The organism is Aliihoeflea sp. PC F10.4, from assembly GCF_054612275.1.
This window is the reverse complement of sequence record NZ_JBTSWH010000001.1, coordinates 3,134,720-3,150,431: the sequence shown is the minus strand read 5'-3', so window position 1 is coordinate 3,150,431 and position 15,712 is coordinate 3,134,720. Positions and strand designations below refer to the sequence as shown.

Sequence of the window (15,712 nt, the reverse complement as noted above, 5' to 3'; positions counted from 1 at the left end):
CATGGATTTGAACGACACGCTCACCCGCCCCGTAGACACAGCCGAAGCGAAGACCAGGAAGGTCTTCGTCAAGACCTATGGCTGCCAGATGAACGTCTACGATTCACAGCGCATGTCCGATGCGCTGGCCGCCGACGGCTACCAGCCGACCGACGCGATCGAGGACGCCGATCTGGTGCTGCTCAACACGTGCCACATCCGTGAGCGAGCCGCTGAGAAGGTTTATTCCGAACTCGGACGCATCCGCGATCTGAAGCGCGAGCGCGCTGAGCAGGGCCATGAGATGGTGATCGGCGTGACGGGCTGCGTCGCGCAGGCCGAAGGCGACGAGATATTGCGCCGCGCTCCGGTCGTCGATCTGGTCGTCGGTCCGCAGACCTATCACCGCCTGCCGGCAGTGGTGAGAAAGGCTCGCGCGGGCGAGAAGGTCGTCGAGACCGACTACGCGCTCGAAGACAAGTTCGAGCATCTGCCACAACCGCAGAAGAAGGCCGTGCGCAATCGTGGCGTTACGGCTTTTCTCACCGTGCAGGAAGGCTGCGACAAGTTCTGCACCTTCTGCGTGGTGCCCTATACGCGCGGTTCGGAGATTTCGCGGCCGGTCGCGCAGATCGTGACGGAAGCCGAAAGACTGGTCGATGGCGGCGTGCGCGAGATCACGCTGCTCGGCCAGAACGTCAATGCCTGGCATGGAGAGGGTGTAGTCCAAGGGGGATCGACTCGCGAATGGGGCCTCGGTGAACTCCTCTTTCGGCTGGCCGAAATCCCCGGTCTAGCGCGCCTGCGTTATACGACGAGCCACCCGCGCGACATGGATGACGCGCTGATCGCCGCCCATCGCGATCTGCCGGCACTGATGCCTTACCTGCATCTGCCGGTTCAATCGGGGTCGGACCGCATTTTGAAAGCGATGAACCGCAAGCACACCGCGGACGACTATCTGCGGCTGATCGATCGCATCCGCAACGTGCGACCCGACATCGCGATGTCCGGCGATTTCATTGTCGGCTTCCCCGGCGAGAGCGACGCGGACCATCAGGCGACCATGAAGCTGGTACGCGAGGTGGGTTATGCACAGGCTTTCTCGTTCAAATATTCGCCTCGTCCGGGAACACCTGGGGCCGACATGAAGTTTCACGTCGAGGAGCGTGTGAAGGACGAAAGGCTTCAGGAATTGCAGGCTTTGCTGACAAATCAGCTCGAAGCCTTCACGCAAAGCCGTGTCGCAATGGAGATGGACGTGCTGATCGAGAAGCCGGGCCGCCAACTCGCACAGATCGTCGGACGCTCGCCATGGCTTCAGCCGGTGATTCTTGATGAAAGCGTCGGGCGAATCGGCGACATTGTGCGTGTGAAGGTCTTGAGTGCCGGCCGCAACTCCCTATTTGCGGAGCCGGTTTGACGAAGGGTTCGAATGAGGAGAGCCGTTTGAGCGTCGTACCCGAAGTAAAGCCCGCGCCCCAGGGGGCGTCGGACATGGCGCATATCGTTCTTACCTTCGACGACAACAGGCTTGCATCCGCGCTTTACGGCCAGTTCGACGAGAATCTGGCGCGTATCGAGCAGAAGCTCGGCCTCGACATTCGTTCCAAGGGCAACCAGTTGTCGATCCGCGGGGAGCCGACGGCCGCCGAGCAGGCGCGGCGCGCGCTCGATTATCTCTATGGTCTCGTCCAGAAGGGACATGACGTCTCGCCGTCCGAGGTGGATGGGGCGATCCGCATTTCCGTCGCGGCCGACGATCAGTTGACGCTGCCGACGCTGGAGAAGAAGGGCAAGATGGCCGCCGCGCAGATAGCGACGCGCAAGCGCACGATCTATGCGCGTTCGGTCAATCAGGACGCCTATATGCGCGCGCTGGAGCGCTCCGAACTCGTCTTCGGCATCGGCCCGGCCGGCACCGGCAAGACCTATCTGGCGGTCGCTCATGCAGCGATGCTTCTGGAGCGCGGCGCGGTCGAGCGCATCATCCTGTCGCGCCCGGCGGTGGAGGCGGGCGAACGGCTCGGCTTCCTGCCCGGCGACATGAAGGAAAAGGTCGATCCCTATCTGCGCCCGCTTTACGACGCGCTTTACGACATGATGCCGTCCGACAAGGTCGAGCGGGCCATCGCGGCCGAAGTGATCGAGATCGCACCGCTGGCCTTCATGCGCGGTCGCACCTTGCGCAATGCCGCGATCATTCTTGATGAGGCGCAAAATACGACGCCGATGCAGATGAAGATGTTCCTGACCCGTCTGGGCGAGGGCGGGCGCATGATCGTGACGGGCGACCCGAGCCAGATCGACCTTCCGCCGAATACCAAGTCCGGTCTGGTCGAGGCGCTGCGCGTGCTCGACGGCGTGCCGGGCATCGTGACCTGCCGCTTCAACGATGTCGACGTCGTGCGCCATCCGCTCGTCGCCGAGATCGTTCGTGCCTATGATCGCGAGGGTGCGGGCTCGCCCGGTAAGGGCGGCATTCAGGTCTGATATGGGACTTGAAATCGACATTACGGTCGAGGCCGGTGGCTGGCCGGCCGAGGATATTCTTGCAGGGTTGGCCGAACGCGCTTCGGAAGCGACGTTCGCCGAACTTTGCATCGCGCACCCCGAATCCGAACTCAGCCTCGTCTTTGTCGACGATGCGTCGATCCGCACGCTCAACCGCGACTGGCGCGGCAAGGACAAGGCGACCAACGTCCTGTCCTTCCCCGCTTTCGAGATAGCGCCAGGCGATGCCTTGCCACCGATGCTGGGTGATGTCATTCTTGCGCACGAGACGGTTTCTCGCGAGGCGGCACTGGAAGACAAGCCTTTCGAGCACCATCTTGCTCACTTGCTCGTCCACGGGCTGCTGCATCTTCTGGGTTACGACCACGAAAATGACGCGGATGCGGACGAGATGGAGGGTCTGGAACGAAAGATACTCGAACGACTTTCTATTCCCGACCCATATGGCTAACTGGTAAGGCCGAACGGCCTCAAGGACGATGACCGAACAATCACAGATGGATGCTCCGCCGCTCGGCGCCGAAGCGAAACCGTCCGACGAAAGCGCAGACGCGCAAAGTAGGACCGCCGGCACGGCCGGCAAACCTTCAAATTTCCTGCAACTGATTTCCAGCCTGTTCCGCGCGAAGAACGGGTCCTCCATTCGCGAGGATCTGGCCGACGCGCTTCACGAGGATTCCCTCGACTCGGCGAATTTTTCGCCGGGCGAGCGTGCCATGCTGCGCAATATCCTGCGGCTGCGCGAGTTGCGCGTCGACGACGTGATGGTCCCGCGCGCCGATATCGAGGCGGTCGAGACGACCACGCTTTTGGGCGCGCTTATGGTCCGCTTCGAGGAACTTGGCCATTCGCGCATGCCGGTCTATGGCGAAAATCTCGACGATCCGCGCGGCATGGTGCATATCCGCGATATTCTCGCGCATATCACACGGACGGCCCGCAGCGATCGCGATCCGTCCGAAGGTCCCGCAAATCTCGACCTGTCCGATGTGGATCTCACGAAAAGCATCGAGGAACTGGGGCTGGTGCGAAAGCTGCTCTTCGTCCCGCCTTCGATGCTGGCGACGGATTTGATGGCACAGATGCAAGCCGAGCGCGTGCAGATGGCACTCGTCATCGACGAATATGGCGGCACGGACGGTCTGGTTTCGCTGGAGGACATCGTCGAAATGGTCGTCGGCGACATCGAGGACGAGCACGATGACGACGAGGCGATGATCGTCCGCAATGCCGACGGCACGTTTGTCGTGGACGCCAAAGCCGAGATCGACGACGTTGTCGAAGAGATCGGACCGGCTTTTGCCGCCGGTGAGCATGGTGAAAACGTCGACACGATTGGCGGGCTGATCTTCAACGCGCTCGGTCGTGTGCCGGCGCGCGGTGAGGTTGTCGAAGCCATACCGGGCTTCCAGTTCCACGTTCTCGACGCCGACCCGCGCCGCGTCAAACGCCTTCGCATCGTCGATGTCGAGGGTGCGAAGCTGCGCCGCGTCTCCAACTGACCGATCGCAATTGGAAAAGACCCTGTGCCTTTGATAGAAGGGTGCGGGGTTGATTCTGGCGACGGACGGGTGAATGGAGCGCCTTGCGGGCAAGATAATTCTCCTGTCGGGCGCGGGTAGGTCGTTCCTTGCCTTCGTCGCAGGTGCGGTCGCCAGCCTTGCGCAGGCTCCTTTCGACTTTCCGCTGGCGGCCTTTGTCGCGTTTCCCCTGCTTGTGTGGATGCTCGATGGTGCCGTCGCCGCGCCTGAACGCCGTGGCATAAGGCGGCTCGCGCCGGCCTTCGGCATCGGCTGGCTGTTTGGTTTCGGCTATTTTCTGGCCGGTCTTTGGTGGACCGGCAACGCGCTTCTCGTCGAGGCCGATCTTTTCGCCTGGGCGCTGCCGCTCGCGGTGATAGGACTGCCAGCGGTACTGGCCGTCTTCTACGCGGTTGCCTGCGCTCTGGCGCGGATCGTCTGGAGCGACGATATCGGGCGCATCTGTGCGCTCGCCGTCGCTTTCGCGCTTGCCGAATGGCTGCGCGCGACGCTCTTTACCGGTTTTCCCTGGAATGCGATCGGCTACGCGGCAATGCCCGTGCCGCTTGCGATGCAGTCGTCGGTCGTCGTCGGGTTCACGGGGATGAACGCACTCGCCGTCTTCGTCTTCTCGCTGCCGGCGCTGCTCGCCGGGCGCGTTCATCTCAAGGCTGGCCTCGCGATTGGCGTGGCGCTCGTTGCGCTTCATCTGGGCTATGGCGCGGCGCGGCTTGCGCTGGCGGAAGACACCGCAGGCGCAGAAACGCTTGCCGTTCGGATCATCCAGCCGTCGATCCTGCAGAGCCAGAAATGGGACATGGCCGAGCGAGACCGCATCTTCGAGGCGCATCTGGAGTTGAGCCGGCGACCGGTTGAGGAGGGCGCTGCGCGTCCGGATGTCATCTTGTGGCCGGAAACGTCTGTCCCGTTCCTGTTCAACGACCGTCCCGACGCCCTTGCCGCTCTTGGCGATACGATCGAAGAGGGACAGCGCCTGCTCGCCGGTATCGTGCGCGCCGAGGCAGGCGGGGGCGGGTCTGCCGCCTATTACAATTCGATCGTCGTGATCGATTCATCTGGCGAAATCGTCGATGCCTTCGACAAGGTGCATCTGGTGCCGTTCGGCGAGTATCTGCCGTTTCAGGGCGTTTTGTCCCGCTTCGGTCTGAGGCAGCTTGCGCAAAATGTCGGTGGGTTTTCAGCCGGAACGACGCGGCGGCCGCTCGATCTGGGCAACGGTATCGGCGGCCTGCCCTTCATCTGCTACGAGGTCATCTTTCCAGGCGTAGCTGCGCGCGGCGAAACGAGCGCGCGCATCATCGTCAACGTCACGAACGACGCATGGTTCGGCGACACGCCCGGTCCCTACCAGCATTTCCGGCAGGCACAATTTCGTGCCATCGAGGCGGGGCTGCCGCTTGTTCGCGCGGCCAACAATGGAATTTCGGCGGCCGTGGATGGATATGGCCGTGTGATAGACGGTCTGGCGCTCGATGCGGTTGGAGTCCTCGACGTAGAGATTCCTTTTGTTCAGGCAAATACCCTGATTCCACCCGTATCCGTCCGCATTTCGGCAGGATTCGTCGTTTTTGTATTGATAGGGGGCGCAATCGTCTGCCACCGCAGGTCCCGTGCCCCGTAAATTCACTAAGCATATTTAAAGATGCGTATTGGCCGTTCCGACGGCCTCAGATAAGCAGTGCTTTCATGCTCGCCCGTGTGGCGGTGAAGGCGGCAGCCAATAGAAAAGGGCCTGTCTCGATAGGCTTACAAAGATGACCCCCAATAAAAAGAAGCCCAATCCGATCGACATTCATGTCGGGAGCCGGATCAGGTTGCGCCGTAACATGCTGGCGATGAGCCAGGAAAAGCTCGGCGAGATGCTGGGCATTACCTTCCAGCAAATCCAGAAATACGAAAAGGGCACCAATCGCGTCGGCGCGAGCCGGCTTCAGGCGATCTCGTCCCATCTGAACGTGCCGGTCGCCTATTTCTTCGAAGATGCGCCCGGCCAGGATGCGACTACCGGTGGTTTCGCGGAAGATGACGGGCCGTCTTACGTCTCCGATTTTCTGAGCAGCTCCGAAGGGGTCCAGCTCACCCGCTCCTTCCTGAAGATCAAGGATCAGAAGGTACGCCGCCGCATCATCGACCTCGTCAAGACGCTGGCGTCCGAGGAAGAAGAGCCAAGCTAGCTGCGTTTCGGCGGATTCGGAATCCTTTCGCATTATCCATGACAGGTTGATGCAGCTTGACCGGTGGTTGCCGGCTTGGCTACACGTCTGTGGCCTGCAGCTTCCCAGTCAGGCATTTCCAGAGGGGACACCCGATCTTGCGCCAGAACTACATCTTCACTTCCGAATCCGTTTCCGAAGGCCATCCCGACAAAGTCTGCGACCGTATATCCGATGAGATCGTCGATCTCGTCTATAAGGAAGCTAGGAAAGCCGGAATGGACCCATGGCATGTCCGTGTCGCCTGCGAGACGCTGACGACCACCAATCGCGTGGTCATTGCCGGCGAAGTACGCGTTCCAGACTCGCTCCTCAAGAAGGACAAGGATGGAAACATCCTGAAGGAAGCCAACGGCAACCCGCTGATCAACCCGTCGAAGTTCCGCTCAGCCGCGCGCCGTGCCATCCGTGCCATCGGCTACGAGCAGGACGGTTTTCACTGGAAGACGGCGAAGATCGACGTTCTGCTGCACGGCCAGTCGGCCGACATCGCGCAAGGCGTCGACAACGCGTCCGACAAGCAGGGCGAGGAAGGTGCCGGCGACCAGGGCATCATGTTCGGCTATGCCTGCTCGGAAACACCGGATTTGATGCCGGCGCCGCTCTATTACAGCCACAAGATTCTTGAGCTTCTGGCGGCCGCCCGTCACAAGGGTGACGGCGATGCCGGCAAGCTCGGCCCGGACGCCAAGAGCCAGGTCACCGTTCGATATGTCGACGGCAAGCCGAGCGAGGCGACGCAGATCGTTCTGTCGACGCAGCACATCGACGCAAGCTGGGACAACAAGAAGGTCCGCAAGGTCGTCGAGCCTTTTATTCGCGAGGCTCTTTCCTCCGGTGGGTTGTCCATCGCCGAAGACTGCAATTGGTACATCAACCCGACCGGCAAGTTCGTGATCGGTGGACCGGACGGTGACGCGGGCCTTACCGGCCGCAAGATCATCGTCGACACCTATGGCGGCGCGGCCCCGCATGGCGGCGGCGCGTTCTCCGGCAAGGACACCACGAAGGTCGATCGCTCCGCAGCCTATGCGGCGCGCTATCTGGCAAAGAACGTCGTGGCGGCCAAGCTTGCCGAACGCTGCACGATCCAGTTGTCCTACGCCATCGGCGTCGCACAGCCGCTTTCGGTTTATGTCGACCTGCACGGCACCGGCAAGGTCACCGAGGATTCGGTCGAGAAAGCCGTGCGCGAGGTCATGGACCTCTCACCTTCGGGTATCCGCCGTCATCTCGATCTCAACAAGCCGATCTACGCGCGCACGGCAGCCTATGGCCATTTTGGCCGCAAGGCGGGTCGCGACGGATCGTTCTCGTGGGAGAGGACGGATCTCGTCAAGGCGCTGAAAGAAGCCATCGCAGCCTGACCGTCATGAAGCACGAATGGGGAGAGCGGGCGACCGAAGCCTTTTTCGGTCGCCGTCACGGCAAGACGTTGAGCCCGGCGCAGGCCGAGCGCATGGAAGCGCGCCTGCCGGCGCTCAAGCTCGATCTTCAGAAGCCTGCACCTTCGGACCTGCGAACGCTTTTCGAGGCGGACGTGGATCGGGTGCGGCTCGAAATCGGCTTCGGCGGCGGAGAACATTTCCACCACGAGGCCGGGCGGTTTCCCGGCACCGGTTTCATCGGCGTCGAGCCCTTCGTCAACGGCATGGCGAAGTTCGCGTCGCAGTTCGATGCCGCGCCGCTCGAAAATGTGCGCGTTCACGATGACGATGCGACGGAATTGCTTGACTGGCTGCCCGAAGATTCGTTGTCGGGCATCGATCTTCTTTACCCCGACCCGTGGACGAAACGGCGGCACTGGAAACGGCGGTTTGTGAGCCCGGTCAATCTCGACCGGTTTGCGCGCGTTCTGAGGCCGGGAGCGCGCTTTCGCTTCGCGTCCGACATCGATCATTACGTCAACTGGACACTTCTTCACTGCCGCGCGCATGGCGCGTTCGACTGGCGCGCGAATGGTCCGGACGACTGGCGGCTTGCCTATGACGGCTGGCCGGGTACGCGATATGAGGCAAAGGCAATTCGCGAAGGGCGGGTGCCGGCCTATCTGACGTTCATCCGCAAATAGCTGTCATCACTACGCGCTTTGCAGCACACAAACAAAAGCCCCGCTTGCGCGGGGCTGCGATCATTGCCTGTCAGGCGTGGATCAGACGCCTTGAGCGCGTCTTACCAGTGCTTGATCGAACGGTATTGCGTCGGGTCGATGCCAAGGCGTTCGAGATCGGCATCGCGCGGAGCCTGACGGCTGCGAGCTGCGGACGAAACGGCGATCGCGCTTCCCATGACCGAGAAGAATTCGCTGAAACCGTGTCTGAAACCATGCTTCTTCATGAGTGTTCTCCTGTTCTTGTGCATTGCAACAAATGTAATAATTCATGCTGCAATGCGGTAGTGGCGATTCCCTCAAGGCAGCCATGCGCCAGGTGCATGGAAGCGGCTATGTGGAGTGCATCTTGATCCGGCGCGTCCGATGGTCTATATCGGCGTCAAATTCTTGGTCGGTATGGCAAGAGTGGGTCCACCCGGTCCCGCTCTTTTTTGTTAGCCCGACCGACGCCATGAACCGGGAAGGCCGCATTGAACGACACGACAATCGAAACGTCCCAAGGCGACGATCGCATCATTCGCGAGTCAGGCATCGATGCGCGAATCGCGCAGATCATCGAGCCGGTCATGCGGCAGATGGGCTATCGAATCGTGCGGGTACGCCTGTCGGGCCAGAACGGCCTGACGCTTCAGGTCATGGCCGAGCGCTTCGATGGAACGATGACGGTCGAGGATTGCGAGGACGTCAGCCGCGCGATCTCGCCGGCCCTGGATGTCGATGATCCGATCGAAAAGGCGTATCATCTCGAAGTGTCGTCGGCTGGCATCGACCGGCCCTTGGTACGCAAGTCCGATTTCGTTCAGGCGAAAGGGCATCTGGCGAAGATAGAGACGGATATGATCGTGGCCGGCCGTAAGCGGTTCAAGGGCAAGATCGTTGAAGCCGATGAGGACGGCATCGTCATCGAGAGCGACCAGCTAAGCTACGGCGAAGAACCCACCGCGCGCATCCCTTACGACTCGTTGGCGGATGCAAAGCTGATCCTGACCGACGATCTGATCCGCGACACGCTGAAGCGCGACAAGGCGGCCAAGAAGGCACGCGCGCTCAAGGATGACGACTTCGACGGCGAAACCGAAATCGAGGGCGATAGCCCCGACGCCGATAACGACAATTGATTTTGGCACCCCGGATCGCATCCGGGAGAGAATTGCCCAGGGAGACGACTATGGCAGTCAGTGCAAACAGGCTCGAACTTCTCCAGATCGCCGATGCGGTCGCCCGCGAGAAGTCGATCGACAAGGAAATCGTGATCGCCGCGATGGCGGACGCGATTCAGAAGGCCGCGCGTTCGCGTTACGGTCAGGAGACCAACATCCGCGCCGACATCAACCCGAATACGGGTGAGATGAAGCTGCAGCGTCTTCTCGAAGTCGTCGAACAGCCGGAAGAATATGCGCGCGAGATCGCGCTCGAAGATGCGCGTCACCGCAATCCGGATGCGCAGGTCGGCGACTTCATCGCCGAGCAGCTTCCGCCGATGGATTTCGGCCGCATCGCCGCCCAGTCTGCCAAGCAGGTCATCGTGCAGAAGGTGCGCGAAGCCGAGCGTGACCGCCAGTACGACGAATACAAGGATCGCGTAGGCGAGATCGTCAACGGTTCGGTCAAGCGCGTCGAATACGGCAACGTCATCGTGGACCTCGGACGCGGCGAGGCGATTATCCGCCGCGACGAACTGATCCCGCGCGAGAACTACAAATACGGCGACCGCGTGCGCGCCTATGTCTATGACGTGCGCCGCGAACAGCGCGGCCCGCAGATCTTCCTGTCGCGCACCCATCCGCAGTTCATGGCCAAGCTCTTCACCATGGAAGTGCCGGAAATCTACGACGGCATCATCGAGATCAAATCGGTCGCCCGTGATCCCGGCTCCCGCGCCAAGATCGCGGTCATCTCGCGCGATTCCTCGATCGATCCTGTCGGCGCGTGCGTCGGTATGCGCGGCTCGCGCGTTCAGGCCGTCGTCGGCGAGCTACAGGGCGAGAAGATCGACATCATCCCGTGGAGCCAGGACGCCGCCGCGTTCATCGTCAACGCGCTGCAGCCGGCCGAAGTCGCCAAGGTGGTTCTGGACGAAGATGCCGAGCGCATCGAGGTGGTGGTGCCGGACGACCAGCTTTCGCTGGCCATCGGTCGTCGCGGCCAGAACGTGCGCCTTGCCTCGCAGCTCACCGGCTGGGATATCGACATCCTGACCGAGGAGGAGGAATCCTCCCGCCGCCAGAAGGAATTCGTCGAGCGTTCCAACCTGTTCATGGACGCGCTCAACGTCGACGAGATGGTCGGTCAGGTGCTGGCGTCGGAAGGCTTCACCTCGGTCGAGGAAGTCGCCTATGTCGAAGCCGACGAGATTTCCTCCATCGATGGGTTCGACGAGGACACCGCCTCCGAAATTCAGGAGCGCGCTCGCGAGCATCTGGAGCGAATCGAATCCGAGCATGATGCCAAGCGCCGCGAACTGGGCGTCGAGGACGAGCTTCGCGAAATCCCCGGCATGACGACCGCCATGCTGGTCGCCGTTGGCGAGGATGGCGTCAAGAATATCGAGGACTTCGCCGGCTACGCGGTCGACGATCTGACCGGCTGGAAAGAGCGCAAGGACGGCGAGACCAAGATGTTCGACGGCGTTCTCTCGCCGTTCGGCGTCAGCCGCGCCGATGCCGAGCAGATGGTCGTCGCCGCGCGCCTCAAGGCCGGCTGGATCAGTGAAGAGGATCTTGCCTCCGACGAGGAAGGTGGCGAACTCGAAGACGAGACGCAGGGCGCCTGATCGGGCACGAAAGGACCGGGACACACTTGAACGCGCCAAGCGAACGCACATGTATAGTGACGAGAAAAGGCGGATCGCCCGACGATCTGATCCGTTTCGTCGCCGGACCCGACATGGGCGTCGTTCCCGATCTGAAGCGTAACCTGCCCGGCCGTGGCTGCTGGGTGACCGGCGAGCGCGCGATAGTCGACAAGGCGACGGCGAAGAACCTCTTCGCCCGTGCCTTGAAGGAAAAGGTGGTCGTTTCGCCTGACCTTGGTGAGCTTGTCGACCGGCTTCTGGCGAGGCAGGCGCTCGGCGCGATCGGATTGGCGCGCAAGGCGGGACGATTGGTTCTGGGTGCTGCGAAGGTCGATGCGGCGGTTCGCAGCGGCAAGGCGATGCTGGTCCTTCATGCATACGAGGCGTCTGAAGACGGCGTCAGGAAGATTACCCAGGCGCGGCGCTCCGTCGTGCATCTGGGAGGCCCCGATATCCCCGCCTACAAACTCTTTTCGCAGGCCGAATTGGGTTTGGCATTGGGGGGGGCAAATGTGATACATGCTGCCGTGCTTGGCGCGGATGCGGGCAAGGCGGCGGCAAAGCGCGTGGGTGCGCTTGACCGATATCGGGGCGGAACCCCGGACGAGCGGAACGCGAATGCGGCGGTCGCTGACCATCTAGAGGCCGCAGAGGATACGGAATGAGTGATACGAAATCGGGTGACGACAAGACGTTGAGCGTCAACACCAAGAAGACCTTGACGCTGAAGCGCCCCGGCGTGGAGCAGGGCACCGTGCGCCAGAATTTCTCGCACGGCCGTACCAAATCCGTCGTCGTCGAGACCAAGAAGCGCAAATTCTCCATGCCCGGCGAAAAGCCGGAGGCGGCTCCTGCTGCCCCGGTTTCTGCCGCGCCTGCCGCTGCTGCGCCGGTCGCGCCGAAGCCGGCTCCCGCTGCGCCGGCCGCGCCAGTGCAGGTGATCCAGCCCGTCGAGCGTCCCGCGCAGCCGTCTCGCCCCGCCCCGCGTGTTCAGCAACCCTCGCGTCCGGCTCCGCGCCCGTCCGGCAATCGCGGTTCGGGCATGGTGCTGAACGAGCTTTCGTCCGGTGAGATGGATGCCCGCCGCCGTGCGCTCGAAGGCGCACGCGTTCGCGAGCAGGAAGAGCGCGTTCGCGCAGTTGAGGATGCCAAGCGCCGCGCCGAGGAAGATGCTCGCCGCGCCAAGGAGCGCGAAGAATCCGCGCGCCGTCAGGCCGACGAGGAGGCACGTCTTCAAAGCGAGGCCGAATCCCGCCGTCGCGCAGAAGAAGAAGCACGCCGCCGTGCGCCGGCAACTGTCGCGGATGCGCCGGACAGTGAAGCCGCCGACGCTCGTTCCAAGAGCCGCCCGATGGTTGCTGCCAAGCGTGGTCCGGTCAAGCCGGAAGTTGCTGCGCCGCGTCCGGCCAAGCCGAAGGGTGAGGACGATCGCCGACGCGGCAAGCTGACGCTTTCCTCCGCGACATCGGAAGACGATGCGCGTGGCCGCTCGCTGTCGTCGATGCGCCGCCGTCAGGAAAAGTTCAAGCGCTCGCAGATGAACGAGCCGCGCGAAAAGATTTCGCGCGAGGTCGTCCTTCCCGAGACGATCACGATCCAGGAGCTCGCCCAGCGTATGGCCGAGCGCGCCGTCGACGTGGTCAAGTTCTTCATGAAGCAGGGCCAGATGATGAAGCCCGGCGACATCATCGATGCCGACACGGCCGAGCTGATTGCCGGCGAGTTCGGGCATACGGTGCGCCGCGTCGCGGAATCCGACGTCGAAACCGGTATGTTCGATATCGAGGACAAGTCCGAGAATCTGAAGTCGCGTCCGCCGGTCGTGACCATCATGGGCCACGTCGATCACGGCAAGACCTCGCTTCTCGACGCGATCCGCAAGGCGAACGTCGTTTCGGGCGAGGCCGGCGGCATCACGCAGCACATCGGCGCCTATCAGGTGGAGCAGGACGGTCAGACGATCACCTTCATCGATACGCCCGGCCACGCCGCGTTCACGGCGATGCGTGCCCGTGGCGCGCAGGCGACCGATATCGCCATTCTGGTGGTTGCGGCTGACGACAGCGTCATGCCGCAGACGATCGAGTCCATCAATCACGCCAAGGCGGCGGGCGTCCCGATCATCGTGGCGATCAACAAGATCGACAAGCCGGAGGCTGACGCACAGAAGGTGCGCACCCAGCTTCTCCAGCATGAGGTCTTCGTCGAATCGATGGGCGGTGAAGTGCTCGACGTCGAGGTTTCGGCAAAGGCCGGCACCAATCTCGACAAGCTTCTCGAAGCGATCCTGCTGCAGGCCGAAATTCTCGACTTGAAAGCGAACCCGGACCGCACGGCCGAGGGTGTCGTCATCGAAGCCAAGCTCGACAAGGGTCGTGGTTCGGTCGCGACCGTCCTCATCCAGGCCGGCACGCTTAAGACGGGCGACATTCTCGTCGCGGGCAACGAGTGGGGCCGCGTGCGCGCCATCGTCAATGACAAGGGCGGCCAGCTCAAGGAAGCCGGTCCGGCCATGCCGGTCGAGGTTCTGGGTCTTCAGGGCACGCCGCAGGCCGGCGACCGCTTCGCGGTGGTCGAGAACGAAGCCAAGGCACGTGAGATCGCTGATTACCGCCAGCGTCTGGCCCGCGAAAAGGCGGTTGCCCGTCAGGCAGGCCAGCGTGGCTCGCTCGAACAGATGATGTCACAGCTCCAGACGAGCGGCCTGAAAGAGTTCCCGCTGCTCATCAAGGGCGACGTGCAGGGCTCGATCGAGGCGATCATCGCCTCGCTCGACAAACTCGGCACCGACGAGGTTCGCGCACGCATCGTCCATTCGGGTGCCGGAGCGATTACTGAGAGCGACGTGTCGCTAGCCGAAACGTCGGGTGCAGCCATCATCGGCTTCAACGTGCGTGCAAACAAGCAGGCGCGCGAAGCCTCCGAGCAGGCCGGCATCGAGATCCGCTACTACAACATCATCTACGACCTCGTGGATGACATCAAAGCGGCCATGTCCGGCCTCCTGTCGCCCGAACGCCGCGAGACCTTCCTCGGCAATGCCGAGATTCTCGAAGTGTTCAACATCACCAAGGTCGGCAAGGTTGCGGGTTGCCGGGTCACGGAAGGCAAGATGGAGCGCGGCGCAGGTGTCCGCCTCATCCGCGACAACGTCGTCATCCACGAAGGCAAGCTCAAGACGCTCAAGCGCTTCAAGGACGAAGTTGCCGAAGTGCCGGTCGGTCAGGAATGCGGCATGGCTTTCGAGAACTACGAGGACATCCGCGCTGGCGACACGATCGAAGCGTACCGCGTCGAGATGATCACCCGCACGCTTTGATGACAGGCTGAACGACGAACGGCGGTCCGAATGGACCGCCGTCTCTTTCGCTAGACGGGTCGGTGCAGGTTCGAACCCTGTGCCGCCGCACGGAGATATTCATGCCCAAATTCGCTTCGGATGGTCCGTCCCAGCGCCAGCTTCGCGTCGGCGAGCAGGTTCGCCATGCGCTATCCGACGTTATCGCGCGTGGCGAGGTTCGCGACGACGTGATCGAGGGGACGGTGATCTCCGTCTCGGAAGTGCGTATGTCGCCCGACCTGAAGATCGCGACGGCCTTCGTCTCGCCGCTTGGCGCAAAGGACGACAACGCCGTTATCAAAGCGCTGGCGAAAAACGCGAAATTCATACGCGGCCGCGTATCCGGCGCGCTGCGGCAGATGAAATACATGCCGGAATTCCGCTTTCGGCTCGACACCAGTTTCGACAACATGGCCCGCATCGATGCGTTGCTGCGCTCTCCGGAAGTCGCGCGCGATCTCGATGACGAGGACGAAGACAGGAAAGACGGCTGAGAATGGCGCGGCGTGGAAAGAAGAAGGGCCGTCCGGTCTCGGGCTGGCTGATCCTCGACAAGCCGGTGGGCATGGGCTCCACCGATGCGGTCTCGAAGGTCAAATGGCTCTTCAACGCCGACAAGGCCGGCCATGCTGGGACGCTCGATCCGCTTGCCTCCGGCATGCTGCCGATTGCGCTCGGCGAGGCGACGAAGACCGTGCCTTATGTTCAAGATGGCGCGAAAGTCTACCGCTTCACCGTAACATGGGGCGAGGAGCGCACGACGGACGACCTCGAAGGCACGGTGGCGAAAAACTCCGATGCGCGGCCGTCCGAAGCCGATATCCGCGCGATCATGCCGAATTATACGGGCGTCATCATGCAGATCCCGCCGCAATTCTCGGCGATCAAGATCGCGGGCGAGCGCGCATACGATCTGGCGCGCGATGGCGAAATGGTCGACATTCCGGCTCGTGAGGTCGAGATCGGGCGGTTCGACCTCATCGAAACCACGGTGGACGCAACGGTCTTCGAGATCGAATGCGGGAAGGGCACCTATGTGCGCTCGCTCGCCCGCGACATGGGCCGGGACCTGGGCTGCTACGGGCATATTTCGACATTGCGCCGCACCGAGGTCGACCCGTTCGTTGGTGACGATCTCGTTACGATGGCGATGATCGAAGAGGTGGTGGCTGCGCATGCGCCGCAGATCGCGGAAGACGAAAAGCCGGGTCGTCCCGA

The 15,712-nt window shown here is 62.3% G+C and carries 14 protein-coding genes and 1 pseudogene; 14 read left to right on the top strand and 1 reads right to left on the bottom strand.

Features of this window, described 5'->3' with window-relative positions; genetic code table 11:
* The first annotated feature begins 1 nt into the window (after position 1).
* The 8 genes from miaB to trmB all read left to right on the top strand — a co-directional run bounded on the left by miaB (position 2) and on the right by trmB (position 8,318).
* Positions 2 to 1,402 carry a tRNA (N6-isopentenyl adenosine(37)-C2)-methylthiotransferase MiaB gene (gene miaB, locus ACX82Z_RS15770; RefSeq protein ID WP_459590027.1) on the top strand — a complete coding sequence of 467 codons (1,401 nt, stop codon included), beginning with the start codon at positions 2 to 4 and terminating at the stop codon, positions 1,400 to 1,402.
* Positions 1,403 to 1,476: 74 nt separating this feature from the next.
* Positions 1,477 to 2,472, top strand: a complete 996-nt coding sequence (locus tag ACX82Z_RS15765) for a PhoH family protein (RefSeq protein WP_459911830.1) — start codon at positions 1,477 to 1,479, stop codon at positions 2,470 to 2,472.
* 1 nt (position 2,473) lies between these two features.
* A complete protein-coding gene (gene ybeY / locus ACX82Z_RS15760; RefSeq protein ID WP_459590026.1) occupies positions 2,474 to 2,944 on the top strand; it encodes an rRNA maturation RNase YbeY in 471 nt (156 codons plus the stop codon).
* A gap of 28 nt (positions 2,945 to 2,972) precedes the next feature.
* Positions 2,973 to 3,995 carry a hemolysin family protein gene (locus ACX82Z_RS15755; RefSeq protein ID WP_459590025.1) on the top strand — a complete coding sequence of 341 codons (1,023 nt, stop codon included), beginning with the start codon at positions 2,973 to 2,975 and terminating at the stop codon, positions 3,993 to 3,995.
* A 73-nt stretch (positions 3,996 to 4,068) separates the two neighbouring features.
* Positions 4,069 to 5,655 (top strand): apolipoprotein N-acyltransferase, encoded by a 1,587-nt coding sequence (gene lnt / locus ACX82Z_RS15750; protein WP_459590024.1) that lies wholly within the window; start codon positions 4,069 to 4,071, stop codon positions 5,653 to 5,655.
* A 133-nt stretch (positions 5,656 to 5,788) separates the two neighbouring features.
* Positions 5,789 to 6,208 carry a helix-turn-helix domain-containing protein gene (locus ACX82Z_RS15745; RefSeq protein WP_459590023.1) on the top strand — a complete coding sequence of 140 codons (420 nt, stop codon included), beginning with the start codon at positions 5,789 to 5,791 and terminating at the stop codon, positions 6,206 to 6,208.
* Between the two features lie 137 nt (positions 6,209 to 6,345).
* Complete coding sequence (gene metK, locus ACX82Z_RS15740) at positions 6,346 to 7,614, top strand: methionine adenosyltransferase (protein ID WP_459590022.1); 1,269 nt, start codon at positions 6,346 to 6,348, stop codon at positions 7,612 to 7,614.
* A 5-nt stretch (positions 7,615 to 7,619) separates the two neighbouring features.
* Entirely contained in the window at positions 7,620 to 8,318 is a 699-nt protein-coding gene (gene trmB, locus ACX82Z_RS15735) for a tRNA (guanine(46)-N(7))-methyltransferase TrmB (protein ID WP_459590021.1), read from the top strand.
* 101 nt (positions 8,319 to 8,419) lie between these two features.
* Here trmB and ACX82Z_RS15730 read toward each other — a convergent pair whose 3' ends face one another.
* Entirely contained in the window at positions 8,420 to 8,584 is a 165-nt protein-coding gene (locus ACX82Z_RS15730) for a hypothetical protein (protein ID WP_459590020.1), read from the bottom strand.
* 246 nt (positions 8,585 to 8,830) lie between these two features.
* Between ACX82Z_RS15730 and rimP the strand changes: the two genes are divergently transcribed.
* The 6 genes and pseudogenes from rimP to truB all read left to right on the top strand — a co-directional run.
* Entirely contained in the window at positions 8,831 to 9,478 is a 648-nt protein-coding gene (gene rimP, locus ACX82Z_RS15725) for a ribosome maturation factor RimP (RefSeq protein ID WP_459590019.1), read from the top strand.
* Between the two features lie 50 nt (positions 9,479 to 9,528).
* Complete coding sequence (nusA, locus tag ACX82Z_RS15720; protein ID WP_459590018.1) at positions 9,529 to 11,133, top strand: transcription termination factor NusA; 1,605 nt, start codon at positions 9,529 to 9,531, stop codon at positions 11,131 to 11,133.
* A 26-nt stretch (positions 11,134 to 11,159) separates the two neighbouring features.
* Positions 11,160 to 11,819 (top strand): RNA-binding protein, encoded by a 660-nt coding sequence (locus ACX82Z_RS15715; RefSeq protein ID WP_459590017.1) that lies wholly within the window; start codon positions 11,160 to 11,162, stop codon positions 11,817 to 11,819.
* Complete coding sequence (gene infB, locus ACX82Z_RS15710; protein WP_459590016.1) at positions 11,816 to 14,473, top strand: translation initiation factor IF-2; 2,658 nt, start codon at positions 11,816 to 11,818, stop codon at positions 14,471 to 14,473. Before ACX82Z_RS15715 ends, infB begins: the two co-directional genes overlap by 4 nt.
* Positions 14,474 to 14,574: 101 nt before the next feature.
* A complete protein-coding gene (gene rbfA / locus ACX82Z_RS15705) occupies positions 14,575 to 14,988 on the top strand; it encodes a 30S ribosome-binding factor RbfA (RefSeq protein ID WP_459590015.1) in 414 nt (137 codons plus the stop codon).
* Positions 14,989 to 14,990: 2 nt separating this feature from the next.
* Positions 14,991 to 15,689, top strand: a pseudogene (gene truB, locus ACX82Z_RS15700) (tRNA pseudouridine(55) synthase TruB); the annotation flags it as partial.
* Positions 15,690 to 15,712 lie beyond the last annotated feature (23 nt).

Coding starts and splice junctions, on each gene's coding strand:
- lnt (WP_459590024.1), top strand. CDS start 4,069: ATGGAGCGCCTTGCGGGCAAGATAATTCTCCTGTCGGGCGCGGGTAGG.
- miaB (WP_459590027.1), top strand. CDS start 2: ATGGATTTGAACGACACGCTCACCCGCCCCGTAGACACAGCCGAAGCG.
- ACX82Z_RS15755 (WP_459590025.1), top strand. CDS start 2,973: ATGACCGAACAATCACAGATGGATGCTCCGCCGCTCGGCGCCGAAGCG.
- ACX82Z_RS15730 (WP_459590020.1), bottom strand. CDS start 8,584: ATGAAGAAGCATGGTTTCAGACACGGTTTCAGCGAATTCTTCTCGGTC.
- ACX82Z_RS15765 (WP_459911830.1), top strand. CDS start 1,477: ATGGCGCATATCGTTCTTACCTTCGACGACAACAGGCTTGCATCCGCG.
- rbfA (WP_459590015.1), top strand. CDS start 14,575: ATGCCCAAATTCGCTTCGGATGGTCCGTCCCAGCGCCAGCTTCGCGTC.
- ybeY (WP_459590026.1), top strand. CDS start 2,474: ATGGGACTTGAAATCGACATTACGGTCGAGGCCGGTGGCTGGCCGGCC.
- ACX82Z_RS15745 (WP_459590023.1), top strand. CDS start 5,789: ATGACCCCCAATAAAAAGAAGCCCAATCCGATCGACATTCATGTCGGG.
- trmB (WP_459590021.1), top strand. CDS start 7,620: ATGAAGCACGAATGGGGAGAGCGGGCGACCGAAGCCTTTTTCGGTCGC.
- nusA (WP_459590018.1), top strand. CDS start 9,529: ATGGCAGTCAGTGCAAACAGGCTCGAACTTCTCCAGATCGCCGATGCG.
- infB (WP_459590016.1), top strand. CDS start 11,816: ATGAGTGATACGAAATCGGGTGACGACAAGACGTTGAGCGTCAACACC.